This window comes from Streptomyces sp. NPDC021019 (genome assembly GCF_044333295.1).
Lineage (GTDB): Bacteria > Actinomycetota > Actinomycetes > Streptomycetales > Streptomycetaceae > Streptomyces.
The window spans coordinates 792,086-810,569 of sequence record NZ_JBIRQR010000001.1; the positions used below are offsets into that span (position 1 = coordinate 792,086).

The 18,484-nt window shown below is 73.9% G+C and carries 16 protein-coding genes; 7 read left to right on the forward strand and 9 right to left on the reverse strand.

Annotated features, from left to right (window positions below; all coding sequences use genetic code 11):
* Positions 1–32: 32 nt before the first annotated feature.
* From ACH4RG_RS03665 to ACH4RG_RS03675, 3 genes are all read right to left on the reverse strand, one after another.
* A complete protein-coding gene (locus ACH4RG_RS03665; protein WP_398539067.1) occupies positions 33–1,622 on the reverse strand; it encodes a PTS transporter subunit EIIC in 1,590 nt (529 codons plus the stop codon).
* 50 nt (positions 1,623–1,672) lie between these two features.
* Positions 1,673–2,686 (reverse strand): N-acetylmuramic acid 6-phosphate etherase, encoded by a 1,014-nt coding sequence (murQ, locus tag ACH4RG_RS03670; RefSeq protein ID WP_397927572.1) that lies wholly within the window; start codon positions 2,684–2,686, stop codon positions 1,673–1,675.
* Positions 2,687–2,757: 71 nt separating this feature from the next.
* Complete coding sequence (locus ACH4RG_RS03675) at positions 2,758–3,675, reverse strand: MurR/RpiR family transcriptional regulator (RefSeq protein ID WP_397918149.1); 918 nt, start codon at positions 3,673–3,675, stop codon at positions 2,758–2,760.
* Positions 3,676–3,804: 129 nt separating this feature from the next.
* On the opposite strand from ACH4RG_RS03675, the gene ACH4RG_RS03680 reads away from it, so the two are divergent.
* Positions 3,805–4,176, forward strand: a complete 372-nt coding sequence (locus ACH4RG_RS03680; protein ID WP_397918148.1) for a hypothetical protein — start codon at positions 3,805–3,807, stop codon at positions 4,174–4,176.
* Complete coding sequence (locus tag ACH4RG_RS03685; protein WP_397918147.1) at positions 4,173–4,454, forward strand: DUF4031 domain-containing protein; 282 nt, start codon at positions 4,173–4,175, stop codon at positions 4,452–4,454. The genes ACH4RG_RS03680 and ACH4RG_RS03685 overlap by 4 nt, the downstream gene beginning before the upstream one ends.
* Here ACH4RG_RS03685 and ACH4RG_RS03690 read toward each other — a convergent pair.
* From ACH4RG_RS03690 to ACH4RG_RS03700, 3 genes are all read right to left on the reverse strand, one after another.
* The gene (locus ACH4RG_RS03690) at positions 4,387–5,661 is read right to left on the reverse strand and encodes a Cmx/CmrA family chloramphenicol efflux MFS transporter (protein WP_397927816.1); all 1,275 of its coding nucleotides are present in this window, start codon (positions 5,659–5,661) and stop codon (positions 4,387–4,389) included. The genes ACH4RG_RS03685 and ACH4RG_RS03690 overlap by 68 nt on opposite strands.
* Before the next feature lie 151 nt (positions 5,662–5,812).
* Positions 5,813–7,048, reverse strand: a complete 1,236-nt coding sequence (locus tag ACH4RG_RS03695; protein ID WP_397927574.1) for a PQQ-binding-like beta-propeller repeat protein — start codon at positions 7,046–7,048, stop codon at positions 5,813–5,815.
* Positions 7,049–7,259: 211 nt separating this feature from the next.
* On the reverse strand, positions 7,260–8,036 hold the full coding sequence (locus ACH4RG_RS03700; RefSeq protein WP_397918145.1) for a hypothetical protein: 777 nt from the start codon (positions 8,034–8,036) through the stop codon (positions 7,260–7,262).
* Between the two features lie 108 nt (positions 8,037–8,144).
* Here ACH4RG_RS03700 and ACH4RG_RS03705 point away from each other — a divergent pair, with 108 nt between their 5' ends.
* The 3 genes from ACH4RG_RS03705 to ACH4RG_RS03715 are packed head-to-tail and all read left to right on the forward strand — an operon-like array spanning position 8,145 to position 10,542.
* Positions 8,145–8,894 (forward strand): LamB/YcsF family protein, encoded by a 750-nt coding sequence (locus tag ACH4RG_RS03705; RefSeq protein ID WP_397919235.1) that lies wholly within the window; start codon positions 8,145–8,147, stop codon positions 8,892–8,894.
* 59 nt (positions 8,895–8,953) lie between these two features.
* Complete coding sequence (locus tag ACH4RG_RS03710) at positions 8,954–9,670, forward strand: allophanate hydrolase subunit 1 (RefSeq protein ID WP_398539388.1); 717 nt, start codon at positions 8,954–8,956, stop codon at positions 9,668–9,670.
* On the forward strand, positions 9,667–10,542 hold the full coding sequence (locus ACH4RG_RS03715) for a biotin-dependent carboxyltransferase family protein (protein WP_398539068.1): 876 nt from the start codon (positions 9,667–9,669) through the stop codon (positions 10,540–10,542). The genes ACH4RG_RS03710 and ACH4RG_RS03715 overlap by 4 nt, the downstream gene beginning before the upstream one ends.
* Positions 10,543–10,664: 122 nt before the next feature.
* On the opposite strand, the gene ACH4RG_RS03720 is transcribed toward ACH4RG_RS03715, so the two are convergent.
* Positions 10,665–12,974: a heavy metal translocating P-type ATPase gene (locus tag ACH4RG_RS03720; protein WP_398539069.1), complete on the reverse strand. Its 2,310-nt coding sequence runs from the start codon at positions 12,972–12,974 to the stop codon at positions 10,665–10,667.
* Positions 12,975–13,268: 294 nt separating this feature from the next.
* Here ACH4RG_RS03720 and ACH4RG_RS03725 point away from each other — a divergent pair, with 294 nt between their 5' ends.
* On the forward strand, positions 13,269–13,958 hold the full coding sequence (locus ACH4RG_RS03725) for a copper homeostasis protein CutC (RefSeq protein ID WP_397918142.1): 690 nt from the start codon (positions 13,269–13,271) through the stop codon (positions 13,956–13,958).
* 76 nt (positions 13,959–14,034) lie between these two features.
* Here the strand turns inward: ACH4RG_RS03725 and ACH4RG_RS03730 are convergent, their stop codons facing one another.
* Positions 14,035–16,212 carry a HelD family protein gene (locus tag ACH4RG_RS03730; RefSeq protein WP_398161758.1) on the reverse strand — a complete coding sequence of 726 codons (2,178 nt, stop codon included), beginning with the start codon at positions 16,210–16,212 and terminating at the stop codon, positions 14,035–14,037.
* Positions 16,213–16,604: 392 nt separating this feature from the next.
* Here ACH4RG_RS03730 and ACH4RG_RS03735 point away from each other — a divergent pair, with 392 nt between their 5' ends.
* Positions 16,605–16,796 carry a hypothetical protein gene (locus ACH4RG_RS03735; protein ID WP_397927578.1) on the forward strand — a complete coding sequence of 64 codons (192 nt, stop codon included), beginning with the start codon at positions 16,605–16,607 and terminating at the stop codon, positions 16,794–16,796.
* A gap of 21 nt (positions 16,797–16,817) precedes the next feature.
* Here ACH4RG_RS03735 and ACH4RG_RS03740 read toward each other — a convergent pair whose 3' ends face one another.
* Positions 16,818–18,461 carry a DNA repair helicase XPB gene (locus ACH4RG_RS03740; protein ID WP_397927579.1) on the reverse strand — a complete coding sequence of 548 codons (1,644 nt, stop codon included), beginning with the start codon at positions 18,459–18,461 and terminating at the stop codon, positions 16,818–16,820.
* Positions 18,462–18,484 lie beyond the last annotated feature (23 nt).

The following is an 18,484-nucleotide window of genomic DNA, read 5'->3' on the forward strand; positions in this document are numbered from 1 at the left end:
AGGGCCGGGGGCGTGCCGGGCGCGGGGCGAGGTCAGACTCCCGCCGGGGCCTTGGCCGGGGAGGCGCCGGGGTCCGTGCCGTCGGAGTCGGAGCCGGAGCCCGTGTCGGCGGGGGCGGCCGGAGCGGTGGCGGGGCGGGTGTTGCCCTGGGCGGCGACCGTGGAGGGGGCCGGTTCCTGGGAGACGTCGAACTCGGCCAGCAGGTCCTTGCCGAAGCCGAAGAAGTACGTCGCGACGAACCCGGCGACATAGCCGACGAGCAGGCCGCCCGCGTAGATCGCGATCGTCGAGCCCAGACCGTGGTTGCCGTCGAGGAGCGGGAACAGGGCCCAGCCGGACGGGCCGATGGCCGTCGAGCCGACCGTGTCGCCGAGCTGGTTGAACAGGCCGACGAAGCCCGCCCCGAACGCGCCGCCGACGCACGCCGTGACGAACGGGCGGCCCAGGGGGAGCGAGACGCCGTAGATCAGGGGCTCGCCCACGCCCAGCAGGCCCGCCGGGAGCGCGGACTTGATGGTGCGGCGGATCGACTCGTTGCGGGGGAGGCGGAAGTAGACGGCCACGGCCGCGCCCACCTGGCCCGCACCGGCCATCGCGAGGATCGGGAGCAGGACCGTGTAGCCCTGCTGCTCGATGAGCGTGGTGTGGATCGGGATCAGCGCCTGGTGCAGGCCCAGCATCACCAGGGGCAGGAACAGGCCGCCGAGCACGAAGCCCGCGCCCGCGCCGCCGTTGGACAGCAGCCAGTCGGCGAACGTGCCGATCGCGGAGGACACCTCGCCCGCCACGTACATCAGGCCGAAGATCGTCACCAGGCCGGAGAGCAGCACCGTCAGGGTCGGGGTGACCAGGACGTCCAGCGCCTCCGGCACCCACCGGCGGCACCACTTCTCCACGTACACCGCGAGGACCGCCGCGCCCAGCGCGCCGAGCACACCGCCCTGGCCCGGGGAGAGCGTCTGGCCGAAGGCGTCGATGTTCGCGACGCCCGGGAAGACGATGATCGCCGCCACCGCACCGCCCAGGATCGGCGTACCGCCGAACTCCTTCGCCGTGTTGTAGCCCACGAACACCGCGATCAGCGCCATGAAACCGGACGCCATCGCCGCCAGCGCGGGTGTCACGGCGGGCAGCCACTGGAGGTTCACCAGCAGGCCGTTGAGGCCCGCGATGATCCCGCAGCCGATGAGCGCCGGGATCAGCGGCACGAAGATGTTGGCGATCTTGCGCAGGAACAGCTTGAACGGGGTGGCGTTCCTCGCCTTCCGCCGGGCCTTGATCGCCGCGCCCTGGGCCGCCAGTTCCTCGGCGGAGACGGGGGCGGCACCGGGCGCGGGGGCCGGTTCGGGCGCGGCCTCGCGGGCCTCGTCGACCAGTTGCTCGAACTCCGGGGTGACCCGGGCGACCGTGCCCGGGCCCAGCACGATCTGGTACGTGTCGTCCTCGACGACGCCCATCACGGCGGGCAGGGCCTTCAGCGCCTCGTCGTCGACGAGGGACCGGTCGTGCAGCCCGAGGCGGAGCCGGGTCATGCAGTGGGCGATGGAGGCGACGTTCGCCCCGCCGCCGACGAGCGGCAGGATCGCGGCGGCGGTGGCGCGGTTCTTGTCTTCTGTGGCCATGGTGCTCGGTGCCTTGCTGTGCGGGGGGTGGGGCGGGGGACCCGGGTGGGTCAGGCGGTGCGTACGGCCGTGAGTGCGGCGCGGAGGTGGCCGTCCGCCTCGGTGAGGCGGGCGGCGGCGGTGGGGCCGTCGACCTGGCCGAGGATGACCAGGATCGCGTTCTTGACCTCGCCGTCGGTGGCGGCGAGCGCGGCCTCGATCTCGGCGTCGGACGCGCCGGTGGCCAGGGAGACGATGTGCCGGGAGCGGGCCCGCAGCTTCTCGTTGGAGGCGCGGACGTCGACCATGAGGTTCCCGTACGTCTTGCCGAGCCGGATCATCGTGATCGTCGAGATCATGTTGAGGACGAGCTTCTGGGCCGTGCCCGCCTTCAGCCGGGTCGAGCCGGTGAGCAGCTCGGGGCCGACGACGACTTCCAGGCCGTGTTCGGCGGCGGCGCCGAGTGCGGAGCCGGCGTTGCAGGAGAGCCCGATGGTCAGGGCGCCCTGTGCGCGGGCGTGCTCGACAGCGCCGATCGCGTACGGCGTGCGGCCGGAGGCGGAGATGCCGACCACCGTGTCGTCGGCGTTCAGCTCCAGCCCGTCGAGGTCGGCGGCGGCCAGCTCCTTGCTGTCCTCCGCGCCCTCGACGGCCGTGACCATGGCGGAGGGACCGCCCGCGATCAGGCCGATGACCTCGGACGGGTCGGTGTTGAAGGTGGGCGGGCACTCGCTGGCGTCCAGCACGCCGAGGCGGCCCGCGGTGCCCGCGCCCGCGTAGATCAGCCGGCCGCCGCGTGCCATGCGCTCGGCGGTGGCGTCGATGGCCGCGGCGATCTGCGGCAGCCGCTCGGCGACGGCGGCCGGGACGGTGGCGTCCTCGCCGTTCATGATCCGCGCGATCTCCCGCGTGGGCTGCCGGTCGATCTCGGCCAGCTCGGGGCGGAACGCCTCGGTGGTGAGGGTGGCCAGCTGGGCGCGGAGTTCGCCGTAGCTCTCGGTGGAGGCGGTGGAGGCGGTGGAGGCGGTGGGGCCGGCGGGGTTCGTGGGGCCGGTGGCGCCGGAGGCGTCGGTGGTGGAGGTCATGAGGTGCGGCTCAGCTTTCTCGGTGTTCTCGGTGTTCTCGGTCGCGTACGCGTACGGGTGGTGCGGGGCGGTCAGCGGGTGCGCGGGTTGTGGCGGTGGGCGAGCGCCTCGTAGGAGGCGGCCAGGGCGGGCGCGGCGGTCTCGTACGTCCGCTGCGCGACGCCTATGAACAGACAGTCCACGACGAGCAGCTGGCTGGTGCGGCTCGACATGGCGGCGGGGCGCAGCTCGCTCTCGCGCGCGGTGGACGTGGTCAGCACGTGGTCCGCGTACTGCGTCACGGGCCCGTCGGGCCGCCCGGTGATCGCGATCGTCGTCGCCCCGCGGTCGAAGGCGACCCGCAGCGGCTCGATGACGTCGCCGGTGGAGCCGGAGTGCGTGATCGCGATGGCCACGTCGCCGGCGCGCAGTTGCACGGCGTTGGTCACCGCGAGGTGCGGGTCCATGTGGGCGTGGGCGATCAGCCCGATCCGGAGCAGCTTCTGCGCCAGGTCCTGGCCGACGAGGGAGGACGCGCCGATGCCGTAGACGTCGATGCGGCGGGCGGTCGACGCGGCGGCGACGGCGGCCCCCAGCTGTACGGTGTCGAGCCCGGCGGCCGTGTCGGCGAGGGTCTGCTGCTCGTCGTGGGCGAGCTTGGCGACCACGTCGGCGATCGGGTCGTCCACCGCGATGTCGGCGGTGACGGCGGGGGCCCGGCCGGACTCCTGGTGCGCTGCGAGGCCGGCCAGCGCGAGGCGCAGATCCCGGTAGCCGGGGTAGCCGAGGAGCCGCGCGGTGCGGACGACGGTGGCTTCACTGGTGCCGGTGAGCTCGGCGAGACCGGTGACGGTGAGGGCGGCGCACCCTGCGGGGTCGCCCGCCACGGCTTCGGCGACCAACTGCATCGAGCGGGTCATGGAGGGGGCGAGGGTCCGGACCTTGGCGGCCAGGGCCGCCGGGGCCGGCGGGGAGTCGCCGCTGAAAATTTCCTTCACGTCACTGGTCACATCTGAAAGATATTTTCAACCCCGGGGCCCGTCAACCCCCCTTTGGTCCCTCCCTCTGGCGGGGCCGCCAACGGTGCTCCCGGGACTGCCCGTGGCGGGGCCTCTCGCGCGCGGGCGCACAATGGGGGCATGGAGTTGAACGCCCTGGAGCAGGCCCTGCACACCGCCCGCGCACGCGTCATGGCCGACCTGGCGGCGGGCGGCGTCGCCGAGGCGGACATCGTCTCGCTGGTCGAGGACGCGGTGACGCACCGCCGCTGGTGGGTGGAGCAGTGGCCCGAGGGGGCGGAGTTCGTGGCCGGGCTGGTCGCCCAGGACGTGCAGGACGCGCTGCTGGAGCGGTACGGGCGGTGGCCGCTGTGCCCCGCGTGCTCGGCGGAGGAGGAGCCGCACGCGCTGGACGTGGAGCCGGAGCTCGGGCCCGACCCGCACTGGGTGTGCGCCAAGGCGGCCGTGGCGGTGGCGCCGGTGGGGGCGCTGGGCGAGGTGCTGCGGCGGTGACGCTCTACATCGACCCGCCCACCTGGCCCGGACACGGCCGCCTCTGGTCGCACCTGGTCAGCGATGTGTCGTTCGAGGAGCTGCACGCCTTCGCCGCCGCGATCGGCTGCCCGCCGCGCGCCTTCGAACGCGACCACTACGACGTGCCTCAGGCGCACTACGCGGACGCGGTGCGGGCCGGGGCGCGGGAGATCGGCTCGAAGGAGCTGGTCAGGCGTCTGACGGACGCGGGGCTGAGGAGGCCGAAGGGGAGGCCTGCGCCGCGCGGTCTTCCTTAGGGGCCTCAGAGGCCGCCGCGCTCCTCGCGATCAGCTGAGAACGCGACCGGCCGCCCTCGCCGCCGCCGCGCTGGAGGTGCAGCGCCACCCCCACCGCAGCCAGCGCCAGGGCCGTCATCGCCGCGCCCGCCCACGCCGTGGACGCGAAGCCGAAGTCCAGGTCGATCACCGTGCCGCCGAGCCACGGGCCGCTCGTGTTGCCCAGGTTGAACGCCGCCGTCGTGGTGGCCCCGGCCAGCGTCGGGGCGGCTCCGGCCACGTTGAACATCCGGGCGTTCAGCGCGGGGGCCGTGAAGAAGGCGGACAGGCCCAGCAGGAACGCCAGCGCGATGACCGCGACCTGGCTGGAGGCGAAGAGGGCCAGCGCCACCAGGAACACCGTGGACGCCGTGATGCCGCTCAGCAGCACCCCGAAGAGGTGCGCGTCCGCGACCCGGCCGCCGATCATGGTGCCGATCAGCGCGCCCGCACCGAACAGGCCGAGGATCCACGGCACCCAGCCCGAGTCGAGGCCCGCCACGTCCGTGAGCAGCGGCGCCAGGTAGCTGAACGCGCAGAACACCCCGCCCGCCGCGAGCGCGGTGATCACGATGGCCAGCCAGACCTGCCGGTCCCGGTAGATCGCCAGCTCCCGCTTCAGCTCGGGCTTCCTCGCGGGCAGCGGGATGTGCGGGATGCGCGTGGCGACGCCGACCAGGGCCACCGCCGAGGCCGCACCGACCGCCCAGAACGCCGAACGCCAGCCGAAGTGCTCGCCGAGGAAGGCCCCCAGCGGCACGCCCAGCACGTTCGCGACGGACAGGCCGCCGATCATCACGGCCATGGCCCGCGCCCGCTGGTTCACCGGGACCATCGCGATGGCCACGGCCGCGCCGACGGCCCAGAAGCCCGCGCAGGCCAGTGCGCTCAGCACCCGGGAGACGAAGAGGATCTCGTACGTCGGGGCCAGCGCACCGGCGATCTGGCCGAGGCCGAACACCGAGATCAGCGCGATCAGCGTGGTGCGGCGCGGAAGCCGGAGCGTCGCGACGGCCAGCAGCGGGGCCCCGACCACCATGCCGATCGCGAACGCGGATATGAGGAGCCCGGCCTGCGGGATCGACACGTTCATGTCGTCGGCGATGGGCGGGAGCAGGCCCGACAGCATGAACTCGCTGGTGCCGAGTGCGAAGACCGAGAGGCCGAGAATGTATACGGCCAGCGGCATGGGTGCGCGGCGGGAGGGAGAGTCGGGCATGACTCGTCCCAACGCCGGAGAACGCCTCCGCATTCCCGGCGCCGGACGAGAGCGCGCCTGTTCACACGTGCTTCATACCCGCGTCACGCCGTACCCGCGTCACGCGGCAAGGGCGCACGGCCTAGGCGGGAAGTGCGTGCAGCTTCTTGCCGTGCAGGGCGAAGACGCGCTTGCCGTCGGTGGCCACCAGCCAGGCGTGGTAGTCGCCGGACCCGTCGTTGAACGTCCAGCGCAGGCCGCCGGCCTTCGCGTCGAAGGCGTGGACCCCGCCCTGCTTGTCGAGGTCGGTGGCCCCGTAGAGGGTGCCGCCCACCTTGACGAACTGCCGGGGCACCTGCCCGCCCGCGTCCTTGAGGGCCGTGGACTGCCAGATCTTCTTGCCGGTCCCCGGCTCGACGGCCCACAGCGTCCGGCCGCTGTCCGCGATGTAGAGCACGTCCTCCAGGAGGGTCGGCTCCCGGAAGGTGGTGAACTCCTCGGCCCGCACCGACCACTTCTCGGACCCGTCGGACAGCGCGAAGGCCTGGAGCCGCTGCCCCTGCGGGACGATCACCAGATCCTGATGGACGACGAACGGCCCGTAGCTCGTCTTCGTCGTCTTCTGCGTCCACACCTGCTTGCCGGTGGCGGTGTCGCGGACCGTGAGGTTGTTCTTGAAGTCGGTGTAGACGAGATAGCGGCCCTGCACGGCGGCGTGGACGCCGTTCTGCTGGGTGCCGAGGTCGCGCTGTTCCTTCCAGGCGACCTTGCCCGTGCCGCTGTTCAGCGCGGCGATCACATTGGTGTGGGACGAACCGTCGGCCTCCAGGATCTCGGCGATGACGTACACCTGCTCCGCGTCCACCGCGACCGGCCTCGGCTGCCGGTACTCCTTGCCGAGGCGGCTGCGCCAGGCCTCCTTGCCGGATCCCGGGACGTAGCCGGCGACGCTGCCGTCGTACTTGCCGCTCTCCAGGTACAGGGTGCCGTCGCCGAGCAGCAGCGGCGCCCCGGGCACCGCCCCGTCCGGCAGCGACCACCGCTCCTCGCCGCTCGCGCCGTCGAAGGCGGTCAGCGGGTCGCCGCTCGCGATCACCACCCCGTCCACGGCCACGAGCTCGTCGTTGTCCCCGTAGGTCTGCGCCGACGTCGACTTCGTCCACAGCGGCTCGGGGGCCTTGCCGTCCCCGGACGCCTTCCCGTCCTCGGGGGAGGCGCTGCGCGGCGGCGGCGTGCTGCCTTCGCCGCCCGTCGCGAGTTCGTCCTCGCAGCCGGTCAGCCCGGCTCCGAGCGCCGCCATGGTGATCCCGCCGCCGGCCAGGCGCAGAATGCGCCGCCGGGAAGATCTGCCGAACGTCGTGCCGGGTCCCTTGGACATGTCGCTGTACCCCCGTGGAGTTGTCTGAGCGGAAAGAGGAGCGGGTCGCGATGCCGACGTGTGTGTGCATCTGCGATGCGAGACGTTAGCGGTCACCGGGCTGCACCGGTCGGGCCAGGGCGCGACCGGGACGACACCGTGAACGAACCGGAACATTCACCGGGCGATCGTCACCGGGCGATCGTCCCCGGTCGGTGGGGCGGGCCCGGGGTCAGCCGGCGCCGGACGAGGTCAGCAGCTCCAGCTCCGTCGCCAGGTTGTGCCGGGCCCGCGCCTCCCACACGGCCGCGCCGTGCGGGGTACGGAACAGTCGTGGCAGGTCGAGGAGTTGCCGCAGCACCGCCGCCCGGCCCTCCCGGAACGCCCCGTCCGGGACGAAGCCGTACTCCTCCCGGACCCGGGCCGCGTACGCCCCGTACTCCTGCGGGCCTCCCGCCAGGACCGCGAGGTCGGCGTCGCACAGCGCCTCGCCGTTGCGGTCGCCGTCCGCCGGGTCGTGCGTGACGGTGAGGCGGACCAGCCGGGCGACCTCCGCCACCACTGCCTCCGGCACCCCCGCCTCGGCCAGTGCCCGCTCGGCGAGGGCGGCGCTGCGCTCCTCGTTCTCCGTCCGGTCGGGCCGGTACACCGCGTCGTGGAACCAGGCGGCGAGGCGTACCGCGTGTACGTCGTCGGCGTGCCCGGCGAGGGTGTCGACGCCGTCCAGGACGGCGGCCAGGTGGGCCGTCGTGTGGTAGCGGCGCTGCGGCTCGGCCCAGCGGGCGAGGAGGTTCTCGGCGTACGGCAGCGGATCTGGGCCGTCCGCCCCGGCGCGCGCGGCGAGCAGCGTGTCGCGCCACCGGTGGCGGAGGCCGGCGTCGCGGAGGCCGGCGTCGTGGGAAGGGGCCTCGGGGTGCGGGGTCCCGTCGGGACCGGTGCCGTCGGGGCCGGTGCCATCGGGGCCGGCGTCGTGGGAAGCGGCGTCGTGCGGGCGGGGGCTGTCCGTCATGGGACGACTCTAGGACGGGCGGCTCCAGGACGACGCGGGGCCGCCCGTCCGGCCCCCGGACCGCCCCTTGTCGCCCTGCCGAACTGTCATTACCGTGCGCCCGTGATGATGGATCTCAACGCGGATCTCGGCGAGGGCTTCGGCAACTGGACCCTGACCGACGACGACGCGCTCCTCGCCTGTGTCACGAGCGCCAACGTCGCCTGCGGCTTCCACGCGGGCGACGCCTCCGTGATGCGGCGGGTCTGCGACGCGGCGGCGGCCGGCGGGGTACGGATCGGGGCGCAGGTCTCCTACCGGGACCTGGCCGGCTTCGGGCGCCGGTCGATGGACGTGCCGCCCGCCGAGCTGACCGCCGAGATCGCGTACCAGATAGGCGCGCTGCGGGTCTTCGCGGAGGCCGCCGGGTCCACCGTCTCGTACGTCAAGCCGCACGGCGCGCTCTACAACCGGGCGGTCTGGGACGACGACCAGGCCGCCGCCGTCGTGGCGGGCGTCCGGCTGGCGGGCGGAGACCTGGCCGTGCTGGGACTGCCCGGCTCGCGGCTGCTCGACCGTGCGGCCGAGGCCGGACTGCCCGCCGTTCAGGAGGCCTTCGCCGACCGCGCGTACACCCCGCGGGGCACCCTCGTCCCACGCGGTGAGCCGGGGGCGGTGGTGCACGACCCGGACGACGTCGTACGCCGGAGCGTCGGTATGGCCGTCGAGCGGGCGGTGACCGGGGCGGACGGCAGCCGGATCCCCGTCTCGGCGCGCTCGCTCTGCGTCCACGGGGACACCCCGGGCGCGGCGGCCCTCGCCCGCCGGGTGCGGGCGGCGCTGGAGGAAGCGGGCGTCACGGTACGGGCGTTCGCGTGAGCGCCCGCGGCCCGCGCGACGCCCCCGGCGCCGCCGACCGGGCCGGCAGCGCGAGCAGCGTGCCCGGTCCGCGCCCCAGCGCTCGCCCCGGCTCCGCACCGGTCCGCGTCCTTCCCGCCGGGCCGCACGCGCTTCTCGTGGAGCTGGCCGACGGCGAGCAGGCCGAGGCCTTCCACGCCGAGCTGCTCCGCCGCCGCGAGCGCGGTGAACTCCCCGCCGTACGCGAGATCGTCCCGGCCGCCCGCACCGTCCTGATCGACGGGATCCTCGACGGAGGCGGAGGCGGAGGCGGGGGCGGAGGGCGCATGCCCGGCGCGCGGGACCGTTTCGCCCGGGATCTCGCCTCGTGGCGGGTGGAGCCGCCGTGCCGGGAGGGGCGCGACCCGGTGGAGATCCCCGTCGTCTACGACGGCCCCGACCTGGGCGAGGTCGCCGCGCTCTGGGGCGTCCCGGCCGGTGAGGTGGCCGCCCTGCACTCCCGTACCGCGTTCCGGGTGGCGTTCTGCGGGTTCGCCCCCGGGTTCGGCTATCTCACCGGGCTGCCGGAGCCGTTGCACGTGCCCCGGCGCACGACCCCGCGCACCCGGGTCCCGGCCGGGGCGGTGGCCCTCGCCGGGCCCTACACCGGGGTGTACCCGCGCCCCTCGCCCGGCGGCTGGCAGCTCGTCGGGCGGATGCCGGAGCCGGGGGTCCTGTGGGACCCGGCCCGGGAACCGGCGGCGCTGCTCGCGCCGGGGACGCCGGTCAGATTCGTGCCGGTGGGGGCGGGAGGGTGACGCCGACCGCCGGCTTCCGGCTGTACGTCGTCCGGGCCGGGGCGCTGACCACCGTGCAGGACGCGGGCCGCCCGGGCTGGGCGCACCTCGGGGTCGGGCGCGCCGGGGCGCTGGACGCGCCCGCCGCCCGGCTGGCCAACCGGCTGGTGGGCAATCCGCCGGACGCCGCCGTCCTGGAGACCACGTTCACCGGGTGCGCGGTCCGCCCGGACCGGCCGGTGGTGGCCGTCGTCGGTGGGGCGGGCTGCGGGGTGACGGTCGACGGGCGGCCGGTGGCGTGGGGAGCGCCCGTGCGGGTGCCGGCGGGCGCGGTGCTGGACGCGGGCCCCGCCGAGGGCGGTCTGCGCGGCTACCTGGCGTTCGCGGGCGGGCTGGTGCCGGAGCCGGTGCTGGGCAGCCGCTCGGCGGACCTCCTCTCGGGGCTCGGGCCCGCCCCGCTGAGCGAGGGCGACGTGCTCCCGCTGGGCGATCCGGCGGGGGGCGGCCCGCCGCCGCCCGCCGGTCCCGTTCCCTGGCCCGGGGCCCCCGCCGAGCTGGTGCTCCCGGTCCATCCCGGGCCCCGCCACGACTGGTTCACCGGGGCCGCGCTCCGTACGTTCCTCACCGCCGCCTACCGGGTCTCGCCGCACAGCAACCGCATCGGCCTGCGCACGGAGGGCCCGGCGCTGGAGCGGTCCCGTACGGGGGAACTGCCGAGCGAGGGCATGGTCCTGGGCGCGGTCCAGGTGCCGCCGGACGGCCGGCCCGTCGTCTTCCTCAACGACCATCCGACGACCGGCGGCTACCCGGTCGTCGGCGTCGTCCCCGAGGGGGCCCTCGCCGCGGCGGCGCAGGCGGTGCCGGGAACCCGGCTGCGTTTCGTACCCGCCTGAGGGGTGGTTCGCCGGTCATGCCGGGCTCGCGGGGTTCCTGGTCCGGCCGACCGACGGGACGCACCCGAGCGCGGCGGGTCCCGAAGGTCCCGCCGCGCTCAGGTCTCGTGCTGCTGCGGTCCTCATGCGCCCTTGAAGGTGCGCAGCCGCAGGGAGTTGCCGACCACGAAGACGGAGGAGAAGGCCATCGCCGCTCCGGCGAGCATCGGGTTGAGGAGCCCGGCGGCGGCCAGCGGGAGAGCGCCGACGTTGTAGGCGAACGCCCAGAACAGGTTGGTGCGGATGGTGGAGAGGGTGCGACGGGCGAGGCGGATCGCGTCGGCGGCGGCGTTGAGGTCGCCGCGGACGAGGGTGAGGTCGCCGGCCTCGATGGCGGCGTCGGTGCCGGTGCCCATCGCGAGGCCGAGGTCGGCCTGGGCGAGGGCCGCGGCGTCGTTGACCCCGTCCCCGACCATCGCGACCGAACGGCCCTCGGCCTGAAGGCGCTTGACCACGTCGACCTTGTCCTGCGGCATGACCTCCGCGTACACCTCGTCGATGCCGACCTCGGCCGCGACCGACTCCGCCACGGCCCGGTTGTCGCCGGTGAGGAGGATCGGGGTCAGGCCGAGGGCGCGGAGCCGGCGGATGGCCTCGGCGCTCGTGTCCTTCACCGCGTCGGCGACCTCCAGCACCGCGCGCGCCTCGCCGTCCCAGGCGACGGTGATCGCGGTGCGACCGGCGGTCTCCGCGGCCTTCTTCGCCTCGGCGAGGTGGTCGGGGAGACGGATCTCCCACTCGGCCAGGAGCTGTTCGCGTCCGACGAGGACGGCGTGGCCCTCGACGACGCCCTGGACGCCGAGTCCGGGGACGTTCTGGAAGTCCTCCGGGGTGGGGAGGGGGCCGGTGGCGTCGAGGGCCGCGGTGGCGACGGCCTGGGCGATGGGGTGCTCGGAGGCGTTCTCCAGTGCGCCGGCGAGCCGCAGGACTTCGGCCTCGGTGGTGGTGTCGGTGGTGTGGGTGGCCTGGAGGGTCATGCGGCCGGTGGTGACGGTGCCGGTCTTGTCGAGGACGATGGTGTCGACGCGACGGGTGGTCTCCAGGACTTCGGGGCCCTTGATGAGGATGCCGAGCTGGGCGCCGCGGCCGGTGCCGACCATGAGGGCGGTGGGTGTGGCGAGGCCGAGGGCGCAGGGGCAGGCGATGATGAGGACGGCGACGGCGGCGGTGAAGGCGGCGGTGAGGCCGGCGTCGTTGCCGAGCCAGAAGCCGAGGGTGCCCAGGGAGAGGGCGATGACGATGGGGACGAAGACGGCGGAGATGCGGTCGGCGAGGCGCTGTGCGGAGGCTTTGCCGTTCTGGGCGTCCTCGACGAGGCGGGCCATGCGGGCGAGCTGGGTGTCGGAGCCGACGCGGGTGGCTTCGACGACGAGGCGGCCTCCGGCGTTGAGGGTGGCTCCGGTGACGGTGTCGCCGACGGCGACCTCGACAGGCACGGACTCACCCGTGAGCATCGAGGCGTCCACGGCGGACGCGCCCTCGACGACGGTCCCGTCCGTCGCGATCTTCTCCCCGGGGCGGACCAGGAAACGGTCCCCGACCTGCAACGAGGCGGTCGGGATCGTCGTCTCGACGCCGTCGCGCAGGACCGTGACCTCCTTCGCCCCCAGCTCCATCAGCGCCTTCAGCGCCGCCCCGGCCTTCCGCTTCGAGCGTGCCTCGAAGTAGCGCCCGGCGAGGATGAACGCCGTCACCCCGGCCGCGGCCTCCAGGTAGATGTTCGCGGCGCCGTCGCTGCGGGCGATGGTCAGCTCGAAGGGGTGTGTCATCCCGACCATGCCCGCGGTCCCGAAGAACAGCGCCCACAACGACCCCAGGAACGCGGCCGACGTGCCGACGGAGATCAGCGTGTCCATCGTGGCCGCGCCGTGCTTCGCGTTGGTCCAGGCGGCCCGGTGGAAGGGCCAGGCGGCGTAGACGACGACCGGTGCGGTCAGCGTCAGGGAGAGCCACTGCCAGTAGTCGAACTGGAGGGCCGGGACCATCGCCATCGCGATCACCGGTACGGCCAGGAGGACGGCGGTGATCAGGCGCTGGCGCAGGGAGGTGAGCCCGTCGTCCTCGCTCTCCGCCGCCGCGTCCGCCGCTTCCGTACCCTTGGTCCCGGGGGAAGCGGTGGACGCGGGCGGTGCGGGTGGCCGGGCGGTGTAGCCGGTGGCCTCGACGGTCGCGATCAGGTCCTCCACGGACACGTCGGCGCCCAGGTAGGTGACCTTCGCCTTCTCGGTGGCGTAGTTCACCGTGGCCTCGACGCCGTCCATCCGGTTGAGCTTCTTCTCGATACGGGCCGCGCACGAGGCGCAGGTCATCCCGCCGATCGCGAGCTCGACCGCGGCGGTGTCGGCGGCGGTGCCGCCGGCGGTGGGGGCGGTGGTGGCGGAGTGCGCGGACACGGGGTCCTCCCTGAAGCTGTCCGGATACCCCTAGGGGGTATCTCTTTCTCTCCTCATATATACCCCCCGCCCCTATGAAGTGCAAGGGGTGACCGTGGCGAATGCGCCCGTTCCGCGCCGGTGTGCGCCCGCTCCGGGGCGGTGGGCGCGCCGGAGCGCGTCACTCGTCTGCGGGGTCGGCTCGCGCGTCGTCGCGGTCGTGCGTTCAGATAGAGGGCTGCGCCGCCCGTCTACCGACCCGTAGGCTGGCCATTGGACTAGACCTATAGCTGCGTATCGGAGGAATGGGGACCCATGAGCAACCGTGCAGTCCTGGAGGTGATCGCTCTCGACGCGGAGGACGCGGTCGCTGCCCAGGCCGGTGGTGCAGACCGCCTCGAACTGGTCACCGACATGGCCGCGGACGGTCTGACCCCGTCGCGGGAGACCTTCGCGGCGATCAGGTCCGCCGTGGACATCCCGCTGCGCGTGATGCTCAGGGTGGCGGACGGCTTCGCCGCCGGTGACGTCGACGTACTGGTCGGCAAGGCCCGCGAGATGCGGGAGGCGGGAGCCGACGAATTCGTGTTCGGCTTCCTCGACGGGGAGGGCCACGCCGACCTCGTCGCCGTCGAGCGGCTCGTCGCCGAGCTGGACGGCTGCCGGTGGACCTTCCACCGGGCGATCGACCGGGCCGCCGACCGCGACGCGCTGCGCAGGCAGCTCGCGGACCTGCCCGGCCTCGACACGTTCCTCACGGCGGGCTCGCCGGACGGGGTGGACTCCGGCATCCCGGTCCTCCTGGCCGAGGCGGCCCGTACCGGCGAGCCGGGATACCAGGCCCAGGTCCTGGTCGGCGGCGGCCTCCACCTGAGGCACCTGCCCCGGCTGCGGGCGGCGGGGATCGACGCCGTCCACATCGGCGGCGCCGCCCGGCCCGGGGGCTGGTCGGCCCCGGTGGACGCGGCAGCCGTACGGGAGTGGCGCGAGGCGCTGGACGCCTGAGGGACCCCGGGGCGGGACCACGGTGGACACGGTCGGACGACCCTGCCCACCGCGGTCCCGCCCCTCCGCGATACCGCTACACCAGCGCCTGGGGCAACGGCGCCGCGTGCAGCACGGTGAGCCCGGAGACCGCACGGGTCAGCGCCACGTACAGCCGCCGCAGCCCGGTCCGCTCGTCCGGCTCGCCGTCGACCACGGCCGCCGGTTCGTCGAGCACCACGTAGTCGTACTCCAGGCCCTTCGCGAGCGACGCGGGCACCAGCGTCAGCCGGGACGCGGCGGTCGTCTCCTCACCCGGGGCGAGATACGCGTGGCCCGCGGCCGTCAGGGCCGCGCCCAGCGCCGGGATCCGGGCGTCGGCGGCGATCAGCCCGATCGACCCCTCGTGGCGCAAGGACTCCTCGCAGGCGGCGACGACGGCGGCGTCCAGCGCATCCGACGGGCCGGCCGGGCCGGCCGCGTCCAGATCGTCCGCACCGCCCGCCACCTCCCGGACGACCAGCGAACCGGGCGACTCACGCACCGACTCCACCGCAGCGAGCCCCGGCGAGATCACGGGCAGCAGCCGGGAGGCGTACGCGATGACCTCGCGCGGCACGCGGAAACCGGCGGTCAGCTCCTCCACCACCGCGTCCGCCTTGCCCAGGTGGAACAGCGCCTCGCTCCAGCTCTCCGTGGACCACGGGGTCGTCCCCTGGGCGAGGTCCCCGAGCACGGTCGCCGAACCGGTCGAGCACCGCCGCCCCACCGCCCGGTACTGCATGGGGGAGAGGTCCTGCGCCTCGTCGAGCACGACGTGGCCGAGCGAGTGCGTACGGACGATGAGATCCCCCGCCTCGTCGATCAGCACGGCGTCGGCCGCCGACCACTTCGCGGACTTCACACTGCGGGCCGGCTTCGCCCACAGGAGCCGCTTCTGCTCGTCCTCGGTCAGCAGGCCCTCCGCGTGGGCGGCCAGGAACTCCGCGTCCGAGAGGAGCCGCAGCACCAGCTTCGCCGGGTCCACGGCGGGCCAGACGGCCTTGACGGCCGCCTTCACCGCGGGATTGCGGGCCACGGTGTTCTGCACCCGGTCGTCGGGGGCCTCCCCGGCCTCCTCCATCCGTACGAGCACGGCGTGCGCGATCCGCTGGGGCAGCGCCTCGTGGGCGGCCCCGTACCGCATGTCGCGGGCCAGCAGTTCGTCGACCATCTCCTGGACCTCGTACGCGGGCACGCGCCAGCGCCGGGACCCGCGCACCACGACGACGGGCTCGGCGGGCGGCGTGACGTGCGAGCGGATCGCCCGCCGCAGCACCTCGGCCATGCGGGCGTCGCCCTTGACGACGGCGGTGGCCGCCTCGTCCTCGCCCCGGACCTCGACGCCGGTGCGCACCAGGTCGTCGACGGTGGCCTGCTTCACCGCCAGCTCGCCCAGGGCGGGGAGGACCTGTTCGATGTAGTGCAGGAAGGAACGGTTCGGCCCGATGACGAGCGTGCCGGTGCGGGCGAGCCGCTCGCGGTGCGCGTACAGCAGGTACGCCACCCGGTGCAGGCCGACGGCGGTCTTACCGGTGCCGGGCCCGCCCTGCACGCAGACGGTGCCGCCGAGGTCGCTGCGGACGATCTCGTCCTGCTCCGGCTGGATGGTGGCGACGATGTCGCGCATCGGGCCGACGCGCGGCCGCTCGATCTCCGCCTGGAGCAGCCGGCTGGTGTGCTCGGCCTCGGCGGGGTCGGTGAGGTGCTCGTCCTCGTACGCGGTCAGCTCGCCGGCGGTGTAGCCGAAGCGGCGGCGGAGCGCCACGTCCTGAGGGTTCTTCCGGGACGCCTGGTAGTACGGCTGGGAGACCGGCGCACGCCAGTCGATGACCATGGGGTCCCCGACGGCGTCGTGGACGTGCCGGCGCCCGATGTAGAACCGCTCACCCTCCGCGCCCTCACCCTCCGCGCCCTCACCCTCCGTGCCCTCGGCCGACTCGCCGCCGACGGCGCGCAGATAGTCGAGGCGGCCGAAGAACAGCGGGGTGTGCGAGAGGTCGGCGAGCGCCTTGATGCGGTCGTCGATCTGGGACTGGAGCACGGCGGCGTTGACCCAGTTCGCGGTGACGTCGCGGATGTCGAGGGCCTGGACGTCCTCGCGCATCCCGCGCAGGGCGGCGCGGGACGCGGCGAGATGGGCGCGCTCGTGCGCCAAGGGGTCGGTGGCACCGGTGGGGTCGGTGGCACCGGTGGGATCGGGGGTGGAATCACTCTCTGCTACGTGCGCGGGCACGGTGTTGCCTCCGGCTCTTCAACGCAGGACGGCGGACCGGACGCGCTGCGGTGCCACGGCGGCACACGGAGCGGCGGGGTCCGCTGGGAAGGTACGTATCCGTTGGTGTCGGCCGGTTTCCGTCCGGTCGGCGGCGCTCCCGGGGCCGGTGACACGGCGCGGGAGGCGGGCAGACCCGCGATTGTAGCCATGGTGCGGGGCTGCGGCGAACCGGAATACGGCCTTCGCGCCCCGGGCCGGGCCTCTGCCGGGCGCTTCCCGGGGCGGAGACGCCAGGGCTACCCGTAGGGGACGCGCGCGCCCGGAGCGGTACCGGAGGGCTACCCGCCCGGCCCCGGGGTTCCCTCTGCGGGCCGACGCGCCCGAGTGGGTGACGGGAGCACCATGGATACATGAGCACAGCCACTCTGAACCCACGCAGGACCGGCCCCGCGCACGGCGCGACCGCGGTCACCGGTCACCACCGACCCCACCGCCTCGGCGACGCGGTGCGCGCCGTGAAGGTGTTCGTGACGACGGCGTTCGGCGTCGTCGTCCTGGGCGAGTACGCGGAGGAGGCGGGCGTCGCACGCCGGGGACGCTGACCGCCCGCCCTCCCGGGGACCTCAGCCGTCGGCGAGCAGCTCGTCCGCGTCGACGATGCGGTACGCGTATCCCTGCTCGGCCAGGAAACGCTGGCGGTGCGCCGCGAAGTCCTGGTCGATGGTGTCGCGGGCGACGACCGAGTAGAACCGGGCCTCGTGGCCGTCGGCCTTCGGCCGCAGGACCCGCCCCAGCCGCTGGGCCTCCTCCTGCCGCGACCCGAAGGTCCCGGAGACCTGGATGGCGACGGTCGCCTCGGGCAGGTCGATGGAGAAGTTGGCGACCTTGGACACGACGAGGACGCTGATCTCGCCCTGACGGAACGCCTCGAAGAGCTTCTCCCGCTGGGCGTTGCTGGTCTCGCCCTTGATCACGGGGGCGTCCAGGTGCTCGCCCAGCTCGTCGAGCTGGTCGATGTACTGGCCGATGACCAGGGTCTGCTCGCCCTGGTGCTTGCGCACCAGCGCCTCGGTCACCTTCCGCTTGGTCGCGGTGGTGGCGCAGAACCGGTACTTCTCCTCCGTCTCGGCGGTCGCGTACGCGAGCCGCTCGGAGTCGGTGAGGTTGACCCGTACCTCCACGCAGTCGGCGGGCGCGATGTAGCCCTGCGCCTCGATCTCCTTCCACGGGGCGTCGAACCGCTTCGGCCCGATGAGCGAGAACACGTCGGACTCCCGCCCGTCCTCCCGCACCAGCGTGGCCGTGAGCCCCAGCCGCCGCCGGGCCTGGAGGTCGGCGGTGAACTTGAAGACGGGTGCGGGCAGCAGGTGGACCTCGTCGTAGACGACCAGGCCCCAGTCGCGGGAGTCGAACAGCTCCAGGTGCGGGTAGACGCCCTTACGCCGGGTGGTCAGCACCTGGTAGGTGGCGATGGTGACCGGCCGGATCTCCTTCCGCGTCCCGCTGTACTCGCCGATCTCGTCCTCGGTCAGCGAGGTCCGCTTCACCAGCTCGTGCTTCCACTGCCGGGCGGAGACGGTGTTGGTGACGAGGATCAGGGTGGTGGCCTTGGCCTCGGCCATCGCACCGGCGCCCACGAGGGTCTTCCCGGCCCCACAAGGCAGCACGACGACCCCCGACCCGCCGTGCCAGAACCCCTCGACGGCCTGCTTCTGGTAGGGCCGCAGCGACCAGCCGTTCTCGGCCAGCTCGATCGGATGGGCCTCGCCGTCGACGTACCCCGCGAGGTCCTCGGCGGGCCACCCCAGCTTGAGCAGGGTCTGCTTGACCTGCCCCCGCTCGGAGGGGTGCACGGCCACGGTGTCCGGGTCGATGCGGGCCCCGACCAGCGGCTGCACCTTCTTCGACCGGAGGATCTCCTCCAGCACGGGCCGGTCGGTGCTGGTGAGCACGAGCCCGTGCACCGGGTGCTTGGACAGGGTGAGCCGCCCGTACCGTGCCATCGTCTCGGCGATGTCGACCAGGAGCGCGTGCGGCACGGGGTAGCGGGAGTACTCGACCAGGGCGTCGACGACCTGCTCGGCGTCGTGCCCGGCGGCGCGGGCGTTCCACAGCCCGAGCGGGGTGACCCGGTACGTGTGGATGTGCTCGGGCGCACGCTCCAGCTCCGCGAACGGCGCGATGGCACGACGGCAGGCGTCCGCCCGGTCGTGGTCGACTTCGAGGAGCAGCGTCTTGTCGCTCTGGACGATGAGGGGTCCGGTCACGCGCTTCGGCCCTTTCTGCGGGG

Bases quoted from the DNA above. Each gene is read 5' to 3' on its own strand.
- ACH4RG_RS03695 (WP_397927574.1), bottom strand. From the start codon at position 7,048: ATGTCCAAGGGACCCGGCACGACGTTCGGCAGATCTTCCCGGCGGCGC.
- ACH4RG_RS03700 (WP_397918145.1), bottom strand. From the start codon at position 8,036: ATGACGGACAGCCCCCGCCCGCACGACGCCGCTTCCCACGACGCCGGC.
- ACH4RG_RS03665 (WP_398539067.1), bottom strand. From the start codon at position 1,622: ATGGCCACAGAAGACAAGAACCGCGCCACCGCCGCCGCGATCCTGCCG.
- murQ (WP_397927572.1), bottom strand. From the start codon at position 2,686: ATGACCTCCACCACCGACGCCTCCGGCGCCACCGGCCCCACGAACCCC.
- ACH4RG_RS03680 (WP_397918148.1), top strand. From the start codon at position 3,805: ATGGAGTTGAACGCCCTGGAGCAGGCCCTGCACACCGCCCGCGCACGC.
- ACH4RG_RS03735 (WP_397927578.1), top strand. From the start codon at position 16,605: ATGAGCACAGCCACTCTGAACCCACGCAGGACCGGCCCCGCGCACGGC.
- ACH4RG_RS03705 (WP_397919235.1), top strand. From the start codon at position 8,145: ATGGATCTCAACGCGGATCTCGGCGAGGGCTTCGGCAACTGGACCCTG.
- ACH4RG_RS03690 (WP_397927816.1), bottom strand. From the start codon at position 5,661: ATGCCGCTGGCCGTATACATTCTCGGCCTCTCGGTCTTCGCACTCGGC.
- ACH4RG_RS03725 (WP_397918142.1), top strand. From the start codon at position 13,269: ATGAGCAACCGTGCAGTCCTGGAGGTGATCGCTCTCGACGCGGAGGAC.